The following is a 21,818-nucleotide window of genomic DNA, read 5'->3' as shown; positions in this document are numbered from 1 at the left end:
ATCGTAGGGATGTCTGGGCGGACGTGTCACCGGCATGTCGCATTCTGAGACGCGATCGTCCGAATGATGGGAACGAGAGAGCGCCCGGGCCGTCGCCGTACGGTCCCCGGGCGCTCGTCCACGCTCTGGCATCTGCGGTACGGACACAGGTGTCTCGACTGCCGGACACCCGCCGTCTCCGCCGGCTGTCGTACTACCCCGCCAGCTTGACGTCCGAACCCTTCACGGTGATCTCCACGCCGTTCTCCGCGGCCCGTACCTCGGCCAGCTCGATGCCGCCGGGCAGCCGGTCGACGGCCTGCTGGAAGTCGGTGACCGAGCGGATCAGGCCCTCCGCGAGATCGAGGCCGCCGAACCTGGGCACGCCGTCGGCCTTGACCCGCACCTTGTTGTCCCGGACGGTGACCGAGCTCAGCAGGTGGATCGTGCCCAGCCCGGAGACCTTCACGGCCATCTTGATCTTGCCGTTCCCGCCGTCCGACAGGCCGACCACCTGCGCCGTGAGTCCCAGGCCGAGCGGGGTGGGCTCCGACTTCGCGGCCTTCAGCAGCTCGTCGTAGGCGATGGTCGCCGTGCCCGTGGCGTCGGCGGCGGTGGCGGAGCTGTAGTCGCCGGAGAAGGTCACGTCCCGCATGTCGGCCCTGAGGTCGTCGATGCGGATCGTCTGCGAGCCCTTGCCGGTGGCCGCCTCGTAGTCCTTGACGCCGACCTCCACGTCGTCCAGTTCGCCGCTCGCCATCTGCGTGAGGAACGGGAAGCCCTTGATGGACACGTCGGGGGTGCTCGCCAGGTTCTCGGTGGTCTTCAGCCGGTCGGCCACCTCGCCCTCCGCGAAGTGCACCGCCACCCGGTCCACGACCACGAACAGCAGACCGAGGACCACGAGGAGGATCAGCAGTATTCGCAAGGCGCGCATGTGGTGTTCCCCCGGGTCGGCGACGGTCTGGATACGCCACGGTAACCGTGCGGGGCGCGGCATGCGGAAGTTTGTCGATCAGTTGTGACAGCGGCGGGGCCGGGCCCCGCGGCCTACGCTTGAACCATGCTCGCCCGCCGACGGCACGTCTACTTCGCCATGATGGGGACCTGTATCGGTCTTTTCGTCCTGGCGTGGGGAGTGGTGCGCCTGTGGTCGGTCCCTGCGGCCGTGGGCATGTGTGTGGTGGCCATGGTCATCCCGCCGGTCGCCGCGATGATCGCGAACCGGCGGGGACCGGACGACCGCTGGTGGGACGACCCGTCCGGAGACCCGAAGTCCGACGAGTGGTGGGACGAACTGGACGGCAAGAAACGCCGTCAGTAGGAGGGGGCCCGTATGTCGTCCGCACGGCTGTCCACGGTGGTGCTCGACGCGCGGGACGCGCACGCGCTGGCCGGCTTCTACTTGCGCCTGCTCGGCTACGTCGTACGCGCCGAGGAACTCGACTGGGTCCTCATCGGGCCGGCGGGCGGCGGCACCGCGCTGTCGTTCCAGACGGAGCCCGACTACGTCCCGCCCGTCTGGCCCGGCAGCCGTCCCGGCGACCAGCGGATGATGCTGCACCTCGACATCGAGGTCGACGACCTGGAGAGCGAGACCGCACGCGCGCTCGCCGAGGGCGCGACGCTCGCCGCGCACCAGCCGCAGTCCGACGTCCGGGTGCTGCTGGATCCCGCGGGCCACCCCTTCTGCCTGTGGACCCGGCAGGGTGAGTGAGCCGGCCGGAACGGCCGTCGCGGTTCCGGGGCCGCCGTCTCAGTAGACGAGCGCCTGGGTCCCGTCGGCCAGCGCCTCCTGCACGAAGACCTGAGCGCCCGCGATCCGTACGCCCTCGATGACGTCCTTCTCGGTGATCTCGCGCCGGGCCGCGCACTGGGTGCACAGGGTGACGCGGCCCGCGGCGAGGACCGAGTCGATCAGGTCCGGCAGCGGCGCCGCGTGCGGCAGTTCGAACTCGGCGGCCCGCCCCGGCAGCGCGAACCAGGACGACTCCCCGGTCAGCCACAGCGAGACCTCCACCCCGCTGGCGACGGCCACCGCCGCCACCGTGAACGCCTGCGAGCAGCGCTCGGGGGCGTCGGCCCCGGCAGTCACCTTGATCACGAGCTTCTTCGCCATGCCCGAATCGTAATCAACGCCGCCGCAACTCCCGGACCTGGCCATGAGTCTGCTGTGAGGCGTGAATGCGGAGTTCACGCTTCCCGTTCTGTGGGGGGACGTCTTGGAAGAACCAGAAGAGCCGGAAGACAGACCGGTCGCGCCGGATGTTCCGGCTGTGGCGAATGATCCGGTCGCGCGGGACGACAGCGTCGCGGCGGACTCCTCCGGCACACCCGGAGCACCAGTCGCACCCCGGCCCCGCCGGCGCGGCCGTGCGGCCCGGCTGATCGGTGCCGGTGTCCTGCTGGGCCTGCTGGCAGGCGTCTGCGCCGGGTACCTGGTCCAGGCCGACCGCGAGCCCACGAAGCTGCCCCCGCTCTCGCAGCCGGTGATCAAGCAGGCCAAGGGCGAGGCCGAGCCGCTCTCCGCCGCCCAGGACCGCAAGGTCAGGACCGACGGAGACCTGCGCAAGCTGCTGCTGGCCAAGCCGCGCGGCGCGCGGACGGGGTCCTGGGTGCCCCAGGACGGCTGGCTGGAACTGGGCGACTACGCCGACTACTTCGGCCACCCCGGTGAGAAGTTCAGTTCGCTCGCCACGGACCAGTTCCGCCGGGCGGCCGTCACCGGCTGGAAGGCCGGTACCTCGTCCACCGTCGACATCCGGCTGATCCAGTACCGGCAGGAGGACTCCATGGCGGCGGCCGACGCCACCCACAACGTGGAGGAAGCCGTGGAATCCGGCCCCGGCACCGCCAGTTGGAGCATCCCGGGGACCGGGGACGGCATGGCATACGTCCACCCGCGGCCGGTCGCCGACTTCGGCGGCGGGCGGCCGCTGTACCTGGCGGAGGCCTACGCCTGGCGCGGTGATGTGGCGATGGAGATCTGGATCTACAGCAGCGGGCCGATCGCCAAGAAGGAGATCAGGGACCTGGCCCGGCGGCAGATGGAGCGGCTGTGACCGAGAAGCAGAACGAGCCAGTCGAGCCGATCGCGCCCGTCGAGCCGGCCCGCCCCGCATCCGTCGAGCCCACCGCGCCCGTCGAGCCGGCCGAGCAGCCCCTCGCCGAAGCCGTCCACCCCGCCGGGCAGCCCGCCCCGGACCCCGCTGACGGCGGCGATCCCGCGCCCCGCCGCCGGAGCCGTGTACTCGTCGTCGCCGGTTCCGTAGTGCTGGCCGGAGCCCTCGTCGCCGGGGTGGGCTTCACCGCCGTCACCGTGCGCGCGGCCGACCGCGACGCGGGCGCGCCGGTCTGGCGGTTCCCCGGTGCCGCGGCCGGCAAGCACAAGGAGGCGCCGCGGCAGGGGCTCGCCGGGATGCTGGTGCCGTACGGGACCGGCACCTGGGTCCGCGGTCCCGACATCGGGGAGTTCGGTGCCGACGCCGAGCTGAACGGCGCCCAGGCCACGGCCCTTCGCAAGCAGTCGGTGCGCGCCCTGCCCCGGACCACGCGCAAGCAGCTGGAGCTCCAGATCGACCGCCAGCACATCACCGGCATGGCCATGCGCAGCTACTTCAGCTCGCAGTCCCAGCCCTACCTGTGGAACGAGGAGGTCTACTCGGTGAGCATCACGCTGTCCCGGATGGGGGACAAGTCCGCGGCCCGCCGGATCTCCACGTCCACCAACAAGCTCATCCAGGAACTGGGCGCCCTGCGGGCGGGCCCGGCCGTCAAGGGCCACGAGGACGCCAAGTGCTTCCGCTCGCCCAAGGGCTCCGGCGAGGACGTGAACGAGATGTTCTGCTCGGCGTTCGTCGGTGACGTCCTGGTCACCACCACCGCGTCCGGCGCGAAGACCCTCGACGGTGCGGGAGTCGCGGAGCTGCTGGGCACTCAGCTCGACCGTATCGCCGAGCCGGGAGCGGCCGTATGAGCGAAGACCCGATGACGCAGCCGGCCGCCGCGCAGCCCGCCGTGCCGCCCGCCCCCCAGTCCCCGCCGCCCGCCCCCGGCAGGGACCGCCGCGTCCTGCGGGCCGTGCTGCGCTGGACCGCGGCCGTCGCGGCGTTCGCGGCGGTCGGGGCGGGTACGGCGTACGGGATCACCCGGATGGAGCGGACGGACGTACCCGGACTCGCCACCGAGTCGGACGGCCGCTGGGACTACCCGGAGCTGACCAGGCCCCCGCTGCCCGCAGGCAGCCCCGCCCCGTTCGCGGAGTCGAACCGGGCCGGCTCGCACTACGCCGACCTGCGTGCCCTGCTGCTCCCCGCGCCGGAGGGCGCCACGCAGGACAAGGCGCTGCGCGGCCGGGACGGCTGGCTTGCCACCGGCACCTACCTGGCGGAGTACCCGCGCGAGGAGGAGCGGGACGAGCTGCGGCAGAAGCTCGTCGACACCGGCCTGCGGCACATCGCGGCCCGCGGCTGGACCATGCCGGACGGCACCCGGACCCGGATCTACCTGCTGCAGTTCGGCACGGCGAACGTCGTGGAGAACGAGTTCGCCAGCGACAACGTCGCGTACAGCGTTCCCGCCCGTCAGGTGCGCGGTGTCGGCGAGGCCGGCTACGACGAGCGCTTCCCCGACGCGGCCGCGGTGTCCGGGACCGAGCGCACCGCGTACGTCGAGACCAGGCCCTACGGCGCCGAACAGGTCCGTCAGGCCTACGTCGCCGCGGGGGACGTCTACGCCGTGATCCTTCAGTCCCGGAAGGGCTCCGCCCCAGCGATCCCGTTCCAGCAGACGGTGGTGCTGCAGAGCCAGCTGCTCGGCTGACCACCCTGAGGAACCCCGACGAACCACCTCGGAAGGAGGGCCGGGTCCCGGCCGCGTAAGCTGGGCCCCGGCTCTGTTGTACGCCCACCCTCGCTCAAGGAGCACCTGTGGAGATCTTCTTCGAATTGCTGCTGGTCCTGGTCTGCGTCGGCGTTCTCGCCTTCGCCGGTCTGACCGTGAAGAAGCTGTACCAGGGCCAGCGCTGACCACTCCCACCCAGGAACTCTGCCGATCATGATCGAGATCCCGTCCGACCTGCACAAGGACCTCGTCCCGCTCGCCTTCCTGCTCGGCGACTGGGCCGGCGCCGGCGTGCACGACTTCCCCGGCTCGGAGAAGTGCAACTTCGGTCAGGAGGTCACCTTCGGCCACGACGGCCGGGACTTCCTGGAGTACCGCTCCCGCACCTGGGTGCTGGACAACGACGGCAACAAGGTCCGCCCGCTGGAGTCGGAGTCCGGCTTCTGGCGGATCGACGCCGAGCGCCGGGTCGAGGTGACGATGACCCGCGACGACGGCGTCATCGAGATCTGGTACGGCGAGATGGCCGCCAAGAAGCCGCAGATCGACCTCGTCTCCGACACCGTCGCCCGCACCCCCGACGCCCCGCCCTACAGCGGCGGCAAGCGGCTGTACGGCTACGTCAAGAGCGACCTGATGTGGGTCGGCGAGAAGCAGACCCCCGAGGTCGAGCTGCGCCCCTACATGTCGGCCCACCTGAAGAAGGTCGTCACCCCGGAGGACGTCGAGCGCTGGGCCAAGGCCCTGCCCGACGACATGCCGGACGACGGCATCGCGTTCTTCAAGTAGGCCCCGCCGGCCGGCCCGTTCCGCGGCCGGCCCGTTCTCCGGTCGGCCGGTCTTTCCACAGGTCCGTCCGCTCTCCACAGGCCCGCTCTCGACAGGCCCGTTCGCCGGCAGGCCCGCCTCGCGGCGGCCCCGTCCGGCGGGCGGGCCTGTCGGCGCGTGAGCCCCGACGGCCGGTGGCCCTAGACTTTCCCGTGTGGTGAGCACCGACTGGAAGAGCGACCTCAGGCAGCGCGGCTACCGGCTCACGCCGCAGCGGCAACTCGTGCTCGAAGCCGTGGACGCCCTGGAGCACGCGACCCCCGACGCCATCCTCGGCGAGGTGCGCAGGACCGCCTCGGGGGTCAACATCTCCACCGTCTACCGCACGCTGGAGCTGCTCGAGGAACTCGGTCTGGTCAGCCACGCCCACCTCGGTCACGGTGCGCCCACCTACCACCTCGCCGACCGCCACCACCATCTGCACCTGGTGTGCCGCGACTGCGAGAACGTCATCGAGGCGGACGTGGACGTGGCCGCGGACTTCACGGCCAAGCTCCGCGAGCAGTTCGGCTTCGACACCGACATGAAGCACTTCGCGATCTTCGGCCGCTGCAAGGACTGCGCCCTGAAGGGTTCAACTACCACGACGTAGGCTTGCCCGTATGAAGAGCCCTCTGCTGTCCCTGCCCGGCGCCGTCCCCGGCGAGGGCGTGGACGAAGGCGTCGCCGCCCACTACGGCGAGCTGTTCCGCGAGCAGCGCGCCCTCGCCGACGGCACCGGTTTCGTCGACCTCTCCCACCGTGGGGTGGTCACCGTCACCGGCGAGGACCGGCTGAGCTGGCTGCACCTGCTGCTCACCCAGCACGTCAGCGACCTGCCGGCGGGCGAGGCCACCGAGGCCCTGATCCTCTCGGCGAACGGTCACATCGAGCACGCGCTGTACCTGGTGGACGACGGCACCAGGGTCTGGGCCCATGTGGAGCCCGGCACCGAGGAGGCGCTGATCGCCTACCTGGAGTCGATGAAGTTCTTCTACCGGGTCGAGGTCGCCGACCGCACCGCCGACGTGGCGGTGGTCCACCTGCCCGCCGGCTCCATCGCCGAGGTGCCCGAGGGCGCCGCCGTGCGCGAGACGGCGTACGGCCGTGATCTCTTCCTGCCGCGCGCCGAGCTGGAGGCGTTCGCCGCGAAGTCCGGCCCCGCCGCCGGTCTGCTCGCCCACGAGGCGCTGCGCGTGGAGCACCACCGCCCCCGCCTCGGCTTCGAGACCGACCACCGCACCATCCCGCACGAGCTGGGCTGGATCGGCACCGCCGTCCACCTCCAGAAGGGCTGCTACCGCGGCCAGGAGACGGTGGCCCGGGTGCAGAACCTGGGCAAGCCGCCCCGGCGGCTGGTCTTCCTGCACCTCGACGGCAGCGACGTGCACCTGCCCGCCCACGGCACCGACATCCGCCTCGCGGACGAGGGTCCCGACGGCCGCAGGATCGGCTTCGTGACCACGTCGGTGCGCCACCACGAACTGGGCCCGGTGGCCCTCGCCCTGGTCAAGCGCAACGTACCGCTCGACGCCCGGCTGGTGGCCGGGGAGACGGCCGCCGCCCAGGAAGTGATCGTCGAGCCGTAGGGCCTTCGCGGGGCGACGGGAATCCGGCGGACGGGCCCTACATCTCGAGCAGCACGGTGAACGGCCCGTCGTTCGTCAGGGACACCCGCATCCGCGCCCCGAACCGTCCCGTGGCCACCGTCGCGCCCAGCGCCCGCAGCTGGGCGACCACCTCGTCCACCAGCGGCTCGGCGACATCGCCGGGCGCTGCCGCGTTCCAGGTGGGGCGGCGCCCCTTGCGGGCGTCGCCGTAGAGGGTGAACTGGCTGACGACGAGCAGCGGGGCGTCGATGTCGCTGCACGACCGCTCGTCCTCGAGCATCCGGATCGACCAGAGCTTGCGGGCCAGCTGGGCCGCCTTCTCCTTGGTGTCGTCATGGGTGACGCCGACCAGGACGCACAGGCCCTCGCCCTCGATCGCGCCCACCGTCTCGCCGTCCACGACGACGCTCGCGCCGTCCACCCTCTGCACCACCGCACGCATGCCGACCATCATGCCGGGTGGCCGGTCCCTGGACACGGTCGGCCCATTATTGATCCTTACGCCCCCATGTGGGGCCGTTCGGGGGCACTCGGTCACATAGCGGCGACTTGGGGTGGCACGATGCTTCCACACGCCGGTCGAGGGGACGGTCACACCACATGAGCACACCGAGTACCGGGTGGCTGGAGACGCACCGGCCGCCCGCGCAGCGCGGCGAGGAGCGGCCCGGCCCGTCGCTGCCCGCGGAACCCGCCGAGTACGACCTGACCCGGCCGAGCCTTCCCGAGCTGCGCACCCTGCGCCGCGACGCCCAGCGCGACGAGGCGGACCTCAGCTATGTGCGGCGGCTGCTGCAGGGCCGGATCGACATCCTGCGCGCCGAACTCGCCCGCCGCGGCCGGGCGTCCGTGCCGGCACCCGCGGACGCCTCGGTGGTGGAGCGGCTCCCGGAGATCCTCACCGACGCCCCGGCCCGCCAGCGCTCCTCGGCCCGCCATGTCACGCTCGGCACCCCGCTCAACGAGGAGTACCGGCTGCTGGCCGCCGAGATGCTCGGCGAGGTCGAGCTGTCGGACCTCGGCGCCCGTACCGACCGGGAGCTGACCTGCGCCATGGGCCGCCTCGTCGGCTACGAGCAGGAGGTGTCCCGGCGCCGCCAGCGGCTCCAGCGCATCACGGACGACTGCAGCGGGGAGATCGCCCGCCGCTACCGGGTGGGCGAGGCACAGGTCGACGACCTGCTGACCTGACCTCCGCACGGGGGCCGGCCGGGCGGGACGAAAACCGCGCGACAGGGTCCGGCACGCCCACCTAGCGTGACCCCATGACGATCGACATCCGCACGGCGACCGAGGCCGACTTCGAGGACTGGCAGCTCGCGCGGAACATCGGGTTCCTCCAGCAGCCGGTGCTCAAGCCCGAGCAGCTCGAGGGGCGTCGCCGGCACTTCGTCGGCAGCCGGCCGCTCGGCGCCTTCGACGACGGCCGCTGTGTGGCGACCTTCCGCTCCTTCGATCAGGAGATCACCGCGGTCGGCGGTGCCGCCGTCCCCGCGGACGCCATCACCAACGTCACCGTCACCCCCACCCACCGCCGACGGGGCCTGCTGAGCCGCATGATGGCGCGGGACCTGGCGGCGGCCAAGGAGCGCGGTGACGTCGTCGCCACGCTGATCGCCGCCGAGTACCCGATCTACGGCCGCTACGGCTTCGGCCCGGCGACCTGGACCACCGAGTGGACCGTCGAGGTGCCCCGCAGCGGCCTCGATCCGCGCTGGTCGGGCCCGGAGGACGGCGGCCGGATCGATCTCGTGGACGGCGAGGACGTCCGCAAGCTCGGTCCCGAGCTGCACGAGCGGGTCCGCCGCGCCCAGCCCGGGGCGGTCAGCAGGAACGAGCTGTGGTGGCAGGTGAACACCGGTGTCCTCGGCCGCGACAGCGGCTGGACCGAGCCGTTCTACGCCGTCTACCGGGCGGCCTCCGGCGAGGTCGAGGGTCTGGTGTCGTACGAGTCCGACGACCACTGGCGCGACAAGCAGCCGCACAACACCGCCGACGTCAACTGGCTGCTCGCCGCCACCCCGGCGGCCGAGCGGGCGCTGTGGCGGTTCCTGTGCTCGATCGACTGGATCACCAAGGTCAAGAGCGGCTGGCGCGGCCCGGACGACCTGCTGCCGTTCTTCCTGCCCGACCCCCGCGCGGCCCGGGTGACGGCGCACGCGGACTGGCTGTGGGTGCGGGTCCTGGACGTCGTACGGGCCATGGAGGCGCGCACGTACGACGGGACGGGCTCGCTGGTGCTGGAGGTCGTGGACGCGGACGGCCTGGCCGGCGGGCGGTTCCGGCTGGAGGCCTCGCCGCAGGGCGCTTCCTGCGCCCCGGCCGGTGGGGCGAGCGCGGATCTCACCCTGCCGGCGGCGGAGTTGGGAACGGTCTGGCTGGGGGACGAGTCATTGGTGCGGCTCGCGGCCCTCGGGCGGGTCCAGGAAGAGCGAGAGGGCGCCGCCCGGGAGGCCGACGCCCTGCTGCGCACGCCCGGGCGACCGTGGTGCCCGGACATCTTCTGACAGTCCCTTCTGCCGGCGACGCGTGCTGTTCATCCGTAGCGTGCTGTTCAGTTGTCACCGTGTTCGGTTGTGGCTGTGCGATGCCGTGTTCAGTTGTGGCTGTGCGGGCCGTACGGGCCGTTCAGTTGTGACTGTGCGCTCCGGTGGCCGTCCCCTGCCCGGGCTCCCGGCTCCCCTCCGGAAGGGAGCCCGGTCGGCCAACCACTGAGAAGCTTGACCATGTCGCTCAAGTTGGCGACCAACTTCACTGTACTTATCTCCGTTTGGAAGCGTCTCATAACCACCTTTCCGCGAACTGCCGCAACTTGGCGCGAAGTTGTAGTGTTCGTTCGTGGACCCGGAACACGCCCCCGCCAATGGGCGGAAGAGGCCACAGCGGTCACGCACGTCACACCGCGAGGTGGCCGACGAACTGCGCGCCCGGATCAGGTCCGGGGAACTGCGGCCGGGCCAGCGCATGCCCACCCAGGCCAAGCTGGCCGACGAGTTCGGGGTGGAGCGCGGAGCCGTGCGCCAGGCCCTGCGCATCCTGCAGTCGGAGCATCTGCTCACCGGCGTCTCCAAGGGTGCCCCCGCCATCGTGGCCGCCCTCGCCCAGCAGGCCGGGCCCGTGGCCGGCGCCGCGGCCGGGCCGCAGCCCACCATGGTGGGCCTCGCACCGCGCATCGCGGCGTCCTTCGCCGCCCCGCACGTCGAGATCGACGCCCTGTGCCTGACGTCCGTCTCGCTCACGCTGGCGATCGGGGAGCCGCTCCGGCAGATCCACGCCGGACAGCTGAAACCGGCCAAGATCGACGTGCGGGTCCTGCTGCCGTCCCGGGACATCGACCTCGCCTTCCCGGTCTCGGTGGACGCGCACGGCGGCGGCGACCCCGTGCACCGGCGCTGGCTGGAGATGCGCAACGCCCAGGGCCAGGTGCTGCGCGACAACCTGCTCGCCCTGCGCACCACGCACGGCATCGACGTGCGCGTGTCCTTCCGGGCCCTGCCCTTCACCCCGCCGGTCAAGCTGTACCTGCTCAACGGGAGCGAGGCGCTGTTCGCCTACTACACGCTCGTCCGCCGCGAGCGGGAGATCGACCACGAGCACCTGCAGCTCTACGACGCCGAGGGCACGCGGTCGATGCTGTTTCCCTTCGCGCAGGGTGCGGACCCGCGCGACACCACGTTCGTGGAACAGTCCCACCTGTGGTTCAACGCACTGTGGGAGACGATCAGTTCGGATCTGCTGCTCACGTCCTGAGGTCCGCGGCACCGGTCACAGGGCCGGGCCGGCGAGGAGAAGGGCGAGCAGCACGGCCCCGGCGGAGCTGACCGCCGGGCTCTTGGCCCTGATGCCCACGGAGAGCAGCAGCAGGCCGACCAGACCGGTGGCGCCGTACCTCCATTCGACGAGCTGTTCGAAGCCGACGACGAGGACGGCGCAGAGGAGCGCGAGGACAGGCATGGACGTTCCCCCTCTCGGTGTGCCAACTCGACCAAGTTGGCAACCAACTGTGTTTAAGTTGTCCCCACTTGGCTCATACTCATAAACAACTTGGCGACAACTCCCGTCAGATGGATCAGGGTTGTAGCGTTTGGTTGTGGCTCAGGAGAACGTGGCAGTGAACGGCAGCAGACGGCTCACGTCCCGGGAGATCGCCGAAGTCCTGCGGGAACGTATCCGCACCGGCGCCCTGAAGGCGGGGGCGCGCCTGCCCACCCAGGCCGAGCTGGCGGTGGAGTTCGGCGTGGAGCGGGGCGCCGTACGCCAGGCCCTGCGGATGCTCGCGGACGACGGTCTGCTCAGCGGCGTCAGCAAGGGCAGCCCCCCGCGCGTCGCCGAGCCCGCCCCCGCCCATGACGGGCCCCAGCCGACGATGGTGGGCCTCGCTCCCCGGCTGACCGAGGCGTTCGCGGCCCCGCACGTCCGCATCGACGCCGTGTGCCTGACCGCGCAGAGCCTGATCCCGGCCCTCGGTGAACCGCTCCGGCTGATCCACGAGGGCCGCATCCGCCCCGGCCGGATCGACGTGCGCATCCTGCTGCCGTCCCGGGACATCAACCTCGCCTTCCCGGTCTCGGTGGACGCGCACGGCGACGACGACCCCGTGCACCGGCGCTGGCTGGAGATGCGCAACGCCCAGGGCCAGGTGCTGCGGTACAACCTGCGGGCCCTGCGCTCCACGCACGACATCGACGTCCAGGTCACCTTCCGGGCCCTGCCGTTCACCCCGCCGGTCAAGCTGTACCTGCTCAACGGGAGCGAGGCGCTTTTCGCGCACTACATGGTCACCCGCCGCGAGGAGCCCACCGACTCCGGCACGCTGGAGATGTACGACACGCTCGGCTCCGAGTCCCTGCTCTTCTCCTTCGAGAAGCGGGCCGGTCAGCGGGACGCGGCATTCGTGGAGCAATCGCAGAAGTGGTTCGACGCCCTCTGGGAAACCATCACGACGGACCTGACACTCTCCTAGTGACTTCTGATGCGACGCGGACCGAACCGGTGACGGAAGAGACCGAGGACGAGACCGAGGAACTGCGGAATCTGATCAGACGCGCACGTGTCGTGCTGTGGGACTTCGACGGGCCGATCTGCCGGCTCTTCGCCGGGCACTCGGCGGAGCGCGTGGCGACCGACCTGGCCCGGTGGCTGGAGAGCCGGGGCCTGCACGGCCTGCTCACGCGGGAGGAGCGGGATTCCCTGGACCCGCACGTCGTCCTGCGCGCCGTGGACCGCAGGCACCCCGGCAGCGACCTGGTCGCTGAGCTCGAGGAACGTCTCACCCAGGAGGAGCTGCGGGCCACCGGGTCGGCGATGCCCACCGCGTACGCCGATCCGCTGATCCGCACCTGGACGGCGGTCGGCTCGCGGCTCGCCATCACCACCAACAACTCACCGCGCGTGGTGCGCGAATACCTGGCGGGCCGGGGCCTCGTGGACTGCTTCACCCCGCACATCTACGGTCGCAGCCAGGACCTCCATCACCTCAAGCCCGACCCGCACTGTCTCAACCGTGCCCTGAACGCGATGGGCGCGGCCCCCGGGGCCGCCCTGATGATCGGCGACACGCCCTCGGACCTGCTCGCCGCGAACCGCGCCGGGGTTCCCTTCCTCGGTTACGCGCGCAACGAGCGCAAGGAGAAGCTGCTGCGGGAGGCCGGCGCCACGCGCACCGTGCGTTCGCTGCGGTCGGTGCTGAGGCAGGTGCGGGCTCAGGCCTGAGTCATCAGCGGGGTGAGGACCACGGCGGCCCCGACGGCGAGGCCGGCCCGGCGCGCCCGTATGCCCACCGCCACGGCGGTCAGGAGCAGCACACCGACAGCGCCGAGCCTGGTCTGCGCCCGCGCGCCCAGGGAGAGTTCGGCAACCGCTCCGACGACAGCACGCAGACGTGGTTCGACTCGGTCTGGGACCGCCTCGCCGAATAGCGCCGGGCGCCCCGGAGGGCGGCCCCCGTGCGCTAGCATTCCCGCACCGCTGAACCGGTCGGTCTGTTCCCCGCGCATGGAGACGGCGAACCAACACGCCCGGCGACCGGCCTCGAAGCCCGGCAGACCACCCGTTGTGACCATTCGAGGCCGATTCTGGTCGTGCCTCGAATCACCTGCACCTAATGTTTGGCATACCTTCCGTCTCTCTCGCGCGAATCACCCGGAGCGGCCAGTGGGCGCACCCTCTCTTCCCCGTCGGCACCCCGGGGAAGGCGCCTGGCCCGGCGCCATCAGCGCATTCGTACGCAGAGCCGCCGAACGGGGCGTGGCGAGCAGCGGGCACCACAACCGGAACTACGTGCTGCCGGTCACCGAGGACGTGCGGCGCCTGCTGGGGTGTGACACCGGCACCTCCGTGACGGTGCGGGTCCGCCGGGGCGACGCGCTGCCGGTCGTGATCAGGACGTGGCAGGACGAGCCGGCGATCCTGGACGCCATCAGGGGCATCCTGCCGCACGTCCCGCAGTGCCTGGCCAGGGGCGACGGCTACGCGATCCACAGCTACGTCGAGGGTGTGCCACTGTCCAGCGTGTGCGAGGACGGCAAGCCGGTCGACGCCCTGCTCGTCAAAGCCCTGGCCGGTCTGCTCGCCCGGATGGCCCAGGTGCGCAGGGAGGCGCTGCCGCCCCTGCCGGCCGCCTGGCCGCGCAACGACAAGGACAGCCAGGGCTTCCTGCAGACGCTCGCCCACCTGGCGGACCGCCAGATCAGGCGGGCGAACTGGCCGGGCTTCGGCGGACTGTTCGCCGCGCTCGGCATCCCCGAGGACGCCCTGACACGGTTCGCCGAGCGGGTCCCGGCCATGGCCCGGCGGCCCTACAGCCTGCTCCACACCGATCTGCACCGCGACAACGTGATCATGTCCTACGGCGGTGACCCGCCCCTGATCTGCGTCGACTTCGAGCTGGCGACCTACGGCGACCCCCTGCACGACCTGGCGACCCACCTGGTCCGCATGCAGTACCCGCCGCACCAGTGGAACGAGGTGATCGACGCCTGGGCGGACGCCATGCGGCTGATCCGTCCCGCGGCCGTCAACGGGCTGGCCAAGGACCTGCGCCACTACATCGCCTTCGAGCGGGCGCAGTCGGTCTACCCGGACGTGATGCGGGCGGCCGACTCGCTGCACGCGTCGCCGGACCAGAAGAGCCTGGACGACGCGACCGCGGCGGTGCGGCGCGCCCTGGAGACGGCGGCCGGTCCGCTCGGACTCGGCAACCTGCCGGACGCACGCGAGATCGAGCGGATCCTCTTCCGCTGGCGCGCCGCGCGGAACGGGGGCCTCGGCCTGTCCGCCAAGATCAGGGACTGGCACCAGGACCAACGCGTCCCCGAGCACCCCGACTTCCCGCACTCCGCGGTGCGCCAGGCCCTGTTCGCGGAGGGCGCCACGCCCGCCAGCCGGGTCTTCAAGGGCACCGGCCACCTCAACTCGGTGGTGCGGGTCCCCGACACCGACTTCGCCGTCGTGGTCCGGCGCAAGGTGGCCAACGTCTGCCGCCGCGAGCGCGGCTTCCTGAGCGAGCACGCCGTGCTCCGGGCCATCGAACTCGCCGGCGTGGGCGTGGCGGCCCCCAGGTTCCTGGCCCTGGGAACCAGCTACCAGGGGGAACAGTTCGCCATCCACACCTACGAGGGGCCGCGGGACGGCGAGCATCCGCCCGACCACCCCGTCCACGGCCTGCTGCCGCACGAGGCGGACCGGCTGGTGGACCAGCTCCACGCCCTGACGCGGGTGAGCTACAAGGAGCTCGACCCGGCGGCCGGCGAGGGTGACTTCTACGGCTGGCTGAGCGAGCAGCTCGTCCTGCTGGTGGAGGAGCTGCCGAAGGAGTCCCAGCAACTGGCGCGGCTGTTCGGGCTGCCCGACGCCGGCCGGCTCCGGCAGATCCTGGCCCGGCACACCGTGAGCCGCCGGGAGCCGGCCCTGCTGCACGGCGACCTGAACCCGTGGAACCTCGTGCGCCGCGCGGACGACCTGGCGCTGACGATCATCGACTGGGAGATGGCGGTGGTCGGCGACCCGCTCTACGACCTGGTCAGGCACATGCACCTCACCCCGACCCGCTCGGAGATCCGGGACCGCATGTTCCAGCGCTGGCAGAAGCTGCTGCGCCCCGGGCACACCGTCGACTGGCAGCAGGACTGGCGGGTCTACCGCTGGATCGAGATCGTGCGGTCGGCCTACGTGGACCTCGACCGCCTGGTGACCGGCGCGAGCCTGGACGCCCCCAACGTCCGCCGGGCCGTGGACTCGTACGCCATGACCCTGGCCGCCGCGACCGCCTCCCTCGGCCTGCCGACCCGCCGCCCGATCGTGAACCCCTATCTGGCCCGCGCTCTGGCGTGAGGGGGCCATCGCCCCGGCGAACCCGGCTTCGTCCCCGGGCGGGCGCGGGAGCCGGCGGATGCGGGCATCCTGAACGGTGATGCTGCTCTTCCTCGACGTCGACGGGCCGCTGATCCCGTTCGGGGCGGCGGACCGGGCCTATCCGGTGTACGACCGCGGCCGCGCCGGGCCGCCGGACGCGGGCGGCCATCCGCTGCTGAACCGCGTCGACCCGGCGCTCGGCGCGCGGCTCGGCGGTCTCGGCTGTGAACTGGTGTGGGCGACGACCTGGATGGACGACGCCAACGCGTGCCTGGCGCCCTGGCTGGGGCTGCCCGCGCTGCCGGTCGTGCGGTGGCCGGACGAGGACGAGCCGCCCGGTCTGCTGCACTGGAAGACCCGCCCGCTGGTCGCCTGGGCGGCGGGCCGCCCGTTCGTCTGGATCGACGACGAGCTGACCGAGGCCGACCGCGCCTGGGTCGCCGTCCACCATCCCGCGCCCGCCCTTCTCCACCGGGTCGACCACCGGTACGGCCTGACCGGTGCCGACTTCACCGCCGTGGCGGACTGGCTGCGGCTGTCGGCCCGGCCGCTCGGCCGGTCGCGGCGTCGGTGAGGATCGCCTGGAGCCGGGCCCGGCACTCGGCGACGAAGGCGGGCCAGGTGTGCCAGTAGTAGGAGATCCCGCTGACCCCCACCGCGATCGCCCAGGCGCGGGCGCGCGCCCAGGTCGTGTCGTCGAGGTCCAGGGCGTCCCGGTAGGCCTGGCGCGCTCGCGGCGGCAGGTCCCACACGGGAGCGTGCTCGGCGTCGGGGAAGCCGACCGAGAGCGCTCCGAAGTCGATGACCGCGTGCAGTTCCCCGTCCCGGACCAGCAGGTTGGTCGGCTTGAGGTCGCCGTGGAGCCACACATGGGGGCCGGCGGGGTCGGGCAGGGCGAGCGCCGCCCGCCACATCCGTTCCAGGGTGTCGACGTCGAGCTCCGCGCCCGCGGCGGCCCGGCAGTCCTCGAAGGCGGCCTTGACCCACTCGTCGCAGGGCCCGAGAAGGCCGCCGCGGTACCAGCTCAGGTCCCCGGCGCGTGTCGCCCCCATGAGGTCGATGCCGTGCAGCTCCCGCACCACCGCCGCCAGGTCGGCGCCGAAGGCCGCCCAGTCCCGCACGGTGTCCGGGCCGGCCTCGGCGCCGTCGATCCAGCGGTGCACCGACCAGGCGACGGGGAAGGCGTCGGTGGGCGTCCCGGCGTGCACGGGCTCGGGGATCGGGCAGGGCAGCAGTGGTGCCAGGCGGGGGAGCCACTCCTGCTCCTTGCGCACGGACCGCCCGTCGGGGGTCCGCGGGAGCCGTACGAGCAGGTCGTCGCCCAGCCGGTACATGGTGTTGTCCGAGCCGGCGCCCGCTGGCGCCAACGGCAGGCCGGCCCACTCCGGGCGCTGTGCCCGCAGCAGTGACCGGATGAGCGTCTCGTCGACCGGGATCTCGTCCTCGTGAAGCGTCACCGCGGCAGTCTCACGGCCGGGGGAGCGGGACGCCACCGAGTTTCCGCGGTGACGCGTCCCCGAGCCGGGGCGCACTGCGACGAGCGGGTGAAGTCCCCGGGTGGCGTGGCGCACTCTTGCAAGCGGATGCTTGCAATTGTTAGCGGAAGTGCGGCATGGTGGAGGCATGGCATCGCTCAACGTCGGCAATCTCGGTGAGTACCTGCGCGAGCAGCGGCGAAACGCCCAGCTCTCGCTGCGGCAGCTCGCCGATGCCGCCGGGGTGTCCAATCCGTACCTGAGCCAGATCGAGCGCGGGCTGCGCAAGCCCAGCGCGGAGGTGCTCCAGCAGGTCGCCAAGGCGCTGCGCATCTCCGCCGAGACGCTGTACGTCCGCGCCGGCATCCTCGACGCCGAACGGGACCGGGACGAGGTGGAGACGCGCGCCGTCATCCTCGCCGATCCCTCGCTCAACGAGCGGCAGAAGCAGGTGCTGCTCCAGATCTACGAGTCCTTCCGCAAGGAGAACGGATTCGGGGTCGGCGAGCCGGCGGCGGAGGACGGGGAGGCGGCGGAGCGGACCGACGGCACCGATGTCCCGGGCGACACCGCCGAACGCGGCACCCGCACGGCCGGCGGCAGTGATGCCGGTCCGCGGCGGACGGCCGGATAGCCGGACCAGGGCCCGGCCGCCCAGACCGCGGACACACCAACCTCAGCCGAACGCGAATCCGGGAGGACCATCACCATGGCCATCACCGACGACCTGCGCAAGACCCTCAGCGACCCGAAGCCGCTCTACTTCGCCGCCGGCACCGCCGACCTCGCGCTCCAGCAGGCCAAGAAGGTGCCCGCCCTGGTCGAGCAGCTGCGCGCCGAGGCGCCGGCCCGTATCGACGCGGTGCGCAACACCGACCCGAAGGCCGTGCAGGAGCGGGCCGCCAGCCGGGCCAAGGAGGCCCAGACGACCCTGCAGACCAAGGTCAACGAGTTCATCGGCACCCTCGACGTCGACCTGAAGAAGCTCGGCGAGAACGCCCAGGACCTCGCCCTGCGCGGGGTCGGCGTCGCCGCCGAGTACGCCGTCAAGGCGCGCGAGGCCTACGAGAAGGTCGCCGAGCACGGTGAGCAGACCGTGCGGAACTGGCGCGGTGAGGCCGCCGAGGAGATCGAGGACCTGGCCATCGCCGTCGAGGGCAAGCCCGAGCCGGGCGAGGTCCGGACCGAGCCGAAGCCGGCCGTGGTCAGGACCGAGCCCGTCACGCCGAAGAAGCCCGCGGTGAAGGAGTCCGCCGTAAAGGAGCCCGCGGCCAAGGACTCCGCCGCGAAGAAGGCCCCGGCGCCGCGCAAGGTCACCCCGACCGCCAAGAAGACGACCCCGCCGGCCAAGTGAACACGTCCGGCAGGACCTGAACGGGCCGGGCACCTCTGGGGTGCCCGGCCCGTTCTACGGGTACGGTGGCCGCGTACGGATCGGCAGACAACGGGCGGTGGACAGCATGCTGATGTTGGGCTTCGCGGGGTTCATGGGGATCTTGAAGATCGTCATGATGGCCCTCGCCGCGTTCGGGCTGTTCGACGCCGCCTTCCGGCGCGAGGACGCCTTCCGCGCGGCCGACAAGCAGAACAAGGTCTTCTGGCTGATCATCCTCGGCATCGCGCTCGTGGTCAGCTACCTGTTCTCGCTCCTGTCCATCCTGCCGATCGCCGGTGTGATCGCGAGCATCATCTACATCGTCGACGTGCGTCCCGCGCTCAAGCAGGTCTCCGGCGGCGGCAGCGGCTGGGGCCGCCGCCGCGGCGGAAGCAGCAGCGACGGCCCCTACGGTCCGTACAACGGCGGCCGCTGAACGGCATACCGCCGGGTGATCACGCCGTGCGGTCCAGCAGGACCACCGCGACGTCGTCGGTCAGCTCGCCGCCGTTGAGGTCACGGACCTCGCTCACGGCGGCCCGCAGCAGATTCTCGCCGCGCAGCCCCTCGGCCAGCTGGCGGCGGATCATGTCCACCATGCCGTCCTGGCCGAGCCGCTCCCCGTCCGTGCCGACGCGGCCCTCGATCAGGCCGTCGGTGTAGAGCATCAGGCTCCACTCGGCGCCCAGCTCCACCTGCATCCGGGGCCAGCGGGCACCGGGCAGCAGGCCCAGGGCGGGGCCGTTGTTCTCGTACGGCAGCAGCTTCGGCGCCCGGCCGGGACGGGCGATCAGCGGCGACGGGTGGCCGGCCAGGCACAGGCCCGCCCGGCGGCCGTCCGGGGCGATGTCCACCGTGCACAGCGTCGCGAAGATCTCCTCGTCCGCGCGCTCGTGCTCCAGCACCTCCTGAAGAGTGCCCAGCAGCTCGTCCCCGCACAGCCCGGCCAGCGTCAGCGCGCGCCAGGCGATGCGCAGCTCCACGCCGAGCGCGGCCTCGTCCGGGCCGTGGCCGCAGACGTCACCGATCATGGCGTGCACGGTGCCGTCGGGGGTGCGTACGGCGTCGTAGAAGTCGCCACCGAGCAGGGCACGGGAGCGGCCCGGCCGGTAGCGGGCGGCGAAGCGCAGCGAGGAGCCCTCCAGCAGGGGCGTGGGCAGCAGGCCCCGCTCCAGCCGGCGGTTCTCCTGGGCGCGCAGCCTGCCCTCGGCGAGCCGCCGCTCGGCGGTGTCGGAGCGCTTGCGCTCCACCGCGTAGCGGATGGCACGGCTGAGCAGCCGGCCGTCCAGCTCGTCCCGGAACAGATAGTCCTGGGCGCCGACGCGCACGGCTTCGGCGCCGCGCTCGGCGTCGCCGGAGGCGGTCAGCGCGAGCACGGCGTGCCGGGGCGCGAGCTGCAGCACGTGCCGGAGCACGGCCAGCTCGTCGGCGTCCTCGCCGTGCGGCCGGCCGGGTGCCGGGAGCGCGAGGTCCAGCAGGATGCAGTGGACGTCGTCGGTGAGCAGTCGCTCGGCCTCGGTGAGGTTGCGGGCGGTGCGGACACGGACCGGCCTGCCGGAGGGGTCCAGCATGTCGGGCACGATCGGCAGGCCTGCCGGATCGTCCTCGATCAGCAGCAGGGTGAGAGTGGCGCTGTTGGCGCCGGCCGTGGCGTTGCGGTGAGCCTCTTCCTTGAGGGGGCCGCCTTGGGCGACGGCCTGCGCCTGACCACTCTCCACGGCCGGGATCGCTCTCTGCCGCGGTACGGGTACGGGCATCGTCTGGTTCCTTCCCTCCCCCCGAGGGCAGGTGGGGCGAGGGACCTCGACCCACCGACGGGTGACCATAGCGGCACTGCCCACCTCGATGGAATGGTGTGAGCCGCGTCGCTCACGCGCAGGCCGCTGTCATATGCCGCGATTGGTAACGCAGTTGGACAGGCCGCCCGCGCGGCGGGGATGACGAAGCTCACGTATCGCCCCGGTTTGCGCGGGGGGTTGGCCGTGCGGTGGGTCACACGGCCGCGAGGCGGCGGGCGCCGAGGGGGCCCCTGGGCGGCCGCGGGGCGCCCGGCGTGCGGGCCGTCACATGACCTGCGTCACGCGTCCGGCCGTACGACGCCCAGGATCGGCATGGTGCCCGCGCCCGTGACGGTCACCGTCCGCCCCGGCCGGGGGGCGTGGATGATCCGGCCGTCCCCGGCGTACATCGCGACGTGGCTGGCGTCGTCGAAGTAGATGATGAGGTCGCCGGGGCGCATGTCCTCGATGTCGACGTGCTCGAGCTGCTTCCACTGCTCCTGCGAGGTGCGCGGGATGGGCCGGCCGGCGTCGGCCCAGGCCTGGGAGGTCAGGCCCGAGCAGTCGAAGGAGTCGGGGCCCTCGGCACCCCACACGTACGGCTTGCCGAGCTGGGCGGTGGCGAACTCCACCGCTTCGCGGCCCTGCTTGGACGCCTTCGTCCTGATGTCGTCCAGGACGCCGGTGTCCAGCCACTCCGTCTGCGCCTTGTCGGCGGCCTCCGCCTCCAACTGGGCCAGCCGCTCCTTCTCCTTCTCCTCGAGCCGGTCCTCGAGCCGCTCGGCCTCCGAGATCTGCCGCTTGATCCGCTTCTTGGCCGCGGCCTTGGCCTTGCGGTTGACCTCGAGCTTCTTCCACTGGGCGGAGGCGTCGTCGGCGTAGTCCCGCAACTCCGCCTGGGTGCGGGTCATTTCACCGAGCAGCTTGTTGGTGGCCCGCTGGCCGTTCAGCACGGTCCCGGCGCCGTCGATGAACCGCTGCGGGTCGTCGCTGAGCAGGAACTGGGCGGTGGGCGGCAGTCCGCCGGTGCGGTACTGGGCCCGGGCCGACGCGCCGGCCTGGTTCCTGAGCCGCTCCAGCTTCTCCTGGCCCTCGGTGATCTTCTTGGTCAGGGCGGCGATCCGGGCGGACTGCTTATTCGTCTTCTCCTCGGCCGCGTTGTAGGCGTCGGTGGCCACGGCCGCGTCGTGGTAGAGCCGGTCGAGTCGCGCGCGGACCTTCTCCAGGTCCTTGTTCGGCGGAGGTGCCGGGCTCGGGGACGTACCGGGTGTCGCGCTGCCGCTCGGTGTGGGCGTCGGAGCGGCGAACGCCGTACCGGGCGCCGACAGCACGGTCACCGCGCAGACCACGGTCACGGCGGCCATGAGCAGGCCGCGCTTGCCCGTCCCCATACAGTCCCCCAAGCTGGTTAACCGTCAGTAACTTGTGGTCGTCCGATGGATCGTGCCATGGCGGCGCGCAAAACGACAGAGGTCATGGGAAGTCGGGTTTCCGTCCGCCCTCCGAGCCCTCGCGCACGCCTCGGTCACCCATCGCCCCTCCGTGCGTCTCCCCAGGCCGGCGTCGGGTACGACGATCTTCTCGACGGTGTGACGAACGA

At 71.9% G+C, this 21,818-nt stretch carries 25 protein-coding genes; 18 read left to right on the top strand and 7 right to left on the bottom strand.

The genetic code is table 11. The annotated features are described in order from the left end of the window. Window positions 1-193: 193 nt before the first annotated feature. Window positions 194-916 (bottom strand): DUF2993 domain-containing protein, encoded by a 723-nt coding sequence (locus tag ABZ478_RS14640; RefSeq protein ID WP_359548868.1) that lies wholly within the window; start codon window positions 914-916, stop codon window positions 194-196. Between the two features lie 126 nt (window positions 917-1,042). Between ABZ478_RS14640 and ABZ478_RS14635 the strand changes: the two genes are divergently transcribed. Beyond that, complete coding sequence (locus ABZ478_RS14635) at window positions 1,043-1,303, top strand: DUF3099 domain-containing protein (RefSeq protein WP_358937124.1); 261 nt, start codon at window positions 1,043-1,045, stop codon at window positions 1,301-1,303. Window positions 1,304-1,315: 12 nt separating this feature from the next. Continuing rightward, window positions 1,316-1,696, top strand: a complete 381-nt coding sequence (locus tag ABZ478_RS14630; RefSeq protein WP_359548865.1) for a VOC family protein — start codon at window positions 1,316-1,318, stop codon at window positions 1,694-1,696. 39 nt (window positions 1,697-1,735) lie between these two features. On the opposite strand, the gene ABZ478_RS14625 is transcribed toward ABZ478_RS14630, so the two are convergent. Next, complete coding sequence (locus tag ABZ478_RS14625; RefSeq protein ID WP_358937120.1) at window positions 1,736-2,098, bottom strand: DsrE family protein; 363 nt, start codon at window positions 2,096-2,098, stop codon at window positions 1,736-1,738. A gap of 157 nt (window positions 2,099-2,255) precedes the next feature. Here ABZ478_RS14625 and ABZ478_RS14620 point away from each other — a divergent pair, with 157 nt between their 5' ends. From ABZ478_RS14620 to ABZ478_RS14595, 6 genes are all read left to right on the top strand, one after another. Continuing rightward, window positions 2,256-3,041 (top strand): hypothetical protein, encoded by a 786-nt coding sequence (locus ABZ478_RS14620; protein WP_359548862.1) that lies wholly within the window; start codon window positions 2,256-2,258, stop codon window positions 3,039-3,041. Next, complete coding sequence (locus tag ABZ478_RS14615) at window positions 3,038-3,955, top strand: hypothetical protein (RefSeq protein WP_359548861.1); 918 nt, start codon at window positions 3,038-3,040, stop codon at window positions 3,953-3,955. Before ABZ478_RS14620 ends, ABZ478_RS14615 begins: the two co-directional genes overlap by 4 nt. Then, entirely contained in the window at window positions 3,952-4,800 is an 849-nt protein-coding gene (locus tag ABZ478_RS14610; RefSeq protein ID WP_359548858.1) for a hypothetical protein, read from the top strand. The genes ABZ478_RS14615 and ABZ478_RS14610 overlap by 4 nt, the downstream gene beginning before the upstream one ends. A 234-nt stretch (window positions 4,801-5,034) precedes the next feature. Continuing rightward, window positions 5,035-5,610: an FABP family protein gene (locus ABZ478_RS14605; RefSeq protein ID WP_359548856.1), complete on the top strand. Its 576-nt coding sequence runs from the start codon at window positions 5,035-5,037 to the stop codon at window positions 5,608-5,610. Window positions 5,611-5,803: 193 nt separating this feature from the next. Continuing rightward, window positions 5,804-6,241 (top strand): transcriptional repressor, encoded by a 438-nt coding sequence (locus tag ABZ478_RS14600; RefSeq protein ID WP_358937110.1) that lies wholly within the window; start codon window positions 5,804-5,806, stop codon window positions 6,239-6,241. Window positions 6,242-6,251: 10 nt separating this feature from the next. Further along, window positions 6,252-7,217: a folate-binding protein gene (locus ABZ478_RS14595; RefSeq protein ID WP_359548853.1), complete on the top strand. Its 966-nt coding sequence runs from the start codon at window positions 6,252-6,254 to the stop codon at window positions 7,215-7,217. A 37-nt stretch (window positions 7,218-7,254) separates the two neighbouring features. On the opposite strand, the gene dtd is transcribed toward ABZ478_RS14595, so the two are convergent. After that, window positions 7,255-7,680 carry a D-aminoacyl-tRNA deacylase gene (gene dtd, locus ABZ478_RS14590; protein ID WP_359548851.1) on the bottom strand — a complete coding sequence of 142 codons (426 nt, stop codon included), beginning with the start codon at window positions 7,678-7,680 and terminating at the stop codon, window positions 7,255-7,257. Window positions 7,681-7,838: 158 nt separating this feature from the next. On the opposite strand from dtd, the gene ABZ478_RS14585 reads away from it, so the two are divergent. The 3 genes from ABZ478_RS14585 (at window position 7,839) to ABZ478_RS14575 (ending at window position 10,988) form a co-directional block, all read left to right on the top strand. After that, the gene (locus ABZ478_RS14585) at window positions 7,839-8,429 is read left to right on the top strand and encodes an aerial mycelium formation protein (protein ID WP_359548849.1); all 591 of its coding nucleotides are present in this window, start codon (window positions 7,839-7,841) and stop codon (window positions 8,427-8,429) included. Window positions 8,430-8,503: 74 nt separating this feature from the next. Beyond that, on the top strand, window positions 8,504-9,745 hold the full coding sequence (locus ABZ478_RS14580) for a GNAT family N-acetyltransferase (protein WP_359548847.1): 1,242 nt from the start codon (window positions 8,504-8,506) through the stop codon (window positions 9,743-9,745). 331 nt (window positions 9,746-10,076) lie between these two features. Next, entirely contained in the window at window positions 10,077-10,988 is a 912-nt protein-coding gene (locus ABZ478_RS14575; RefSeq protein ID WP_359548845.1) for a winged helix-turn-helix domain-containing protein, read from the top strand. A gap of 15 nt (window positions 10,989-11,003) precedes the next feature. Here ABZ478_RS14575 and ABZ478_RS14570 read toward each other — a convergent pair whose 3' ends face one another. Continuing rightward, window positions 11,004-11,192: a hypothetical protein gene (locus ABZ478_RS14570; RefSeq protein ID WP_359548842.1), complete on the bottom strand. Its 189-nt coding sequence runs from the start codon at window positions 11,190-11,192 to the stop codon at window positions 11,004-11,006. A gap of 157 nt (window positions 11,193-11,349) precedes the next feature. Here ABZ478_RS14570 and ABZ478_RS14565 point away from each other — a divergent pair, with 157 nt between their 5' ends. From ABZ478_RS14565 to ABZ478_RS14550, 4 genes are all read left to right on the top strand, one after another. Next, complete coding sequence (locus ABZ478_RS14565; RefSeq protein ID WP_359548839.1) at window positions 11,350-12,201, top strand: GntR family transcriptional regulator; 852 nt, start codon at window positions 11,350-11,352, stop codon at window positions 12,199-12,201. Continuing rightward, window positions 12,201-12,950, top strand: coding sequence for an HAD-IA family hydrolase (locus ABZ478_RS14560; RefSeq protein WP_359548837.1), 750 nt, complete (start codon window positions 12,201-12,203; stop codon window positions 12,948-12,950). The genes ABZ478_RS14565 and ABZ478_RS14560 overlap by 1 nt, the downstream gene beginning before the upstream one ends. Window positions 12,951-13,484: 534 nt before the next feature. Further along, the gene (locus tag ABZ478_RS14555; protein ID WP_359548835.1) at window positions 13,485-15,569 is read left to right on the top strand and encodes an aminoglycoside phosphotransferase family protein; all 2,085 of its coding nucleotides are present in this window, start codon (window positions 13,485-13,487) and stop codon (window positions 15,567-15,569) included. A gap of 79 nt (window positions 15,570-15,648) precedes the next feature. Further along, a complete protein-coding gene (locus tag ABZ478_RS14550; protein ID WP_359548833.1) occupies window positions 15,649-16,164 on the top strand; it encodes an HAD domain-containing protein in 516 nt (171 codons plus the stop codon). Here ABZ478_RS14550 and ABZ478_RS14545 read toward each other — a convergent pair. Then, on the bottom strand, window positions 16,100-17,047 hold the full coding sequence (locus ABZ478_RS14545) for an aminoglycoside phosphotransferase family protein (protein WP_359548831.1): 948 nt from the start codon (window positions 17,045-17,047) through the stop codon (window positions 16,100-16,102). The two genes, ABZ478_RS14550 and ABZ478_RS14545, sit on opposite strands and share 65 nt — an antisense overlap. A gap of 166 nt (window positions 17,048-17,213) precedes the next feature. Here ABZ478_RS14545 and ABZ478_RS14540 point away from each other — a divergent pair, with 166 nt between their 5' ends. From ABZ478_RS14540 to ABZ478_RS14530, 3 genes are all read left to right on the top strand, one after another. Beyond that, complete coding sequence (locus tag ABZ478_RS14540; RefSeq protein ID WP_358937083.1) at window positions 17,214-17,699, top strand: helix-turn-helix transcriptional regulator; 486 nt, start codon at window positions 17,214-17,216, stop codon at window positions 17,697-17,699. Between the two features lie 75 nt (window positions 17,700-17,774). Continuing rightward, window positions 17,775-18,419: a hypothetical protein gene (locus tag ABZ478_RS14535; RefSeq protein WP_359548829.1), complete on the top strand. Its 645-nt coding sequence runs from the start codon at window positions 17,775-17,777 to the stop codon at window positions 18,417-18,419. A gap of 106 nt (window positions 18,420-18,525) precedes the next feature. After that, entirely contained in the window at window positions 18,526-18,876 is a 351-nt protein-coding gene (locus ABZ478_RS14530) for a DUF2516 family protein (protein WP_359548828.1), read from the top strand. 19 nt (window positions 18,877-18,895) lie between these two features. Here ABZ478_RS14530 and ABZ478_RS14525 read toward each other — a convergent pair whose 3' ends face one another. Together ABZ478_RS14525 and ABZ478_RS14520 are read right to left on the bottom strand one after the other, a co-directional pair. Continuing rightward, complete coding sequence (locus ABZ478_RS14525; protein ID WP_359548825.1) at window positions 18,896-20,197, bottom strand: fused response regulator/phosphatase; 1,302 nt, start codon at window positions 20,195-20,197, stop codon at window positions 18,896-18,898. Window positions 20,198-20,517: 320 nt separating this feature from the next. Beyond that, window positions 20,518-21,609, bottom strand: coding sequence for an NlpC/P60 family protein (locus tag ABZ478_RS14520; protein ID WP_359548822.1), 1,092 nt, complete (start codon window positions 21,607-21,609; stop codon window positions 20,518-20,520). Between the last annotated feature and the right edge of the window lie 209 nt (window positions 21,610-21,818).

Origin of the sequence: Streptomyces sp. NPDC005706, assembly GCF_040631045.1 — a bacterium.
GTDB lineage: Bacteria > Actinomycetota > Actinomycetes > Streptomycetales > Streptomycetaceae > Streptomyces.
Note: the sequence above shows the minus strand (reverse complement) of the source record. Positions and strands in the feature narration are given on the sequence as shown.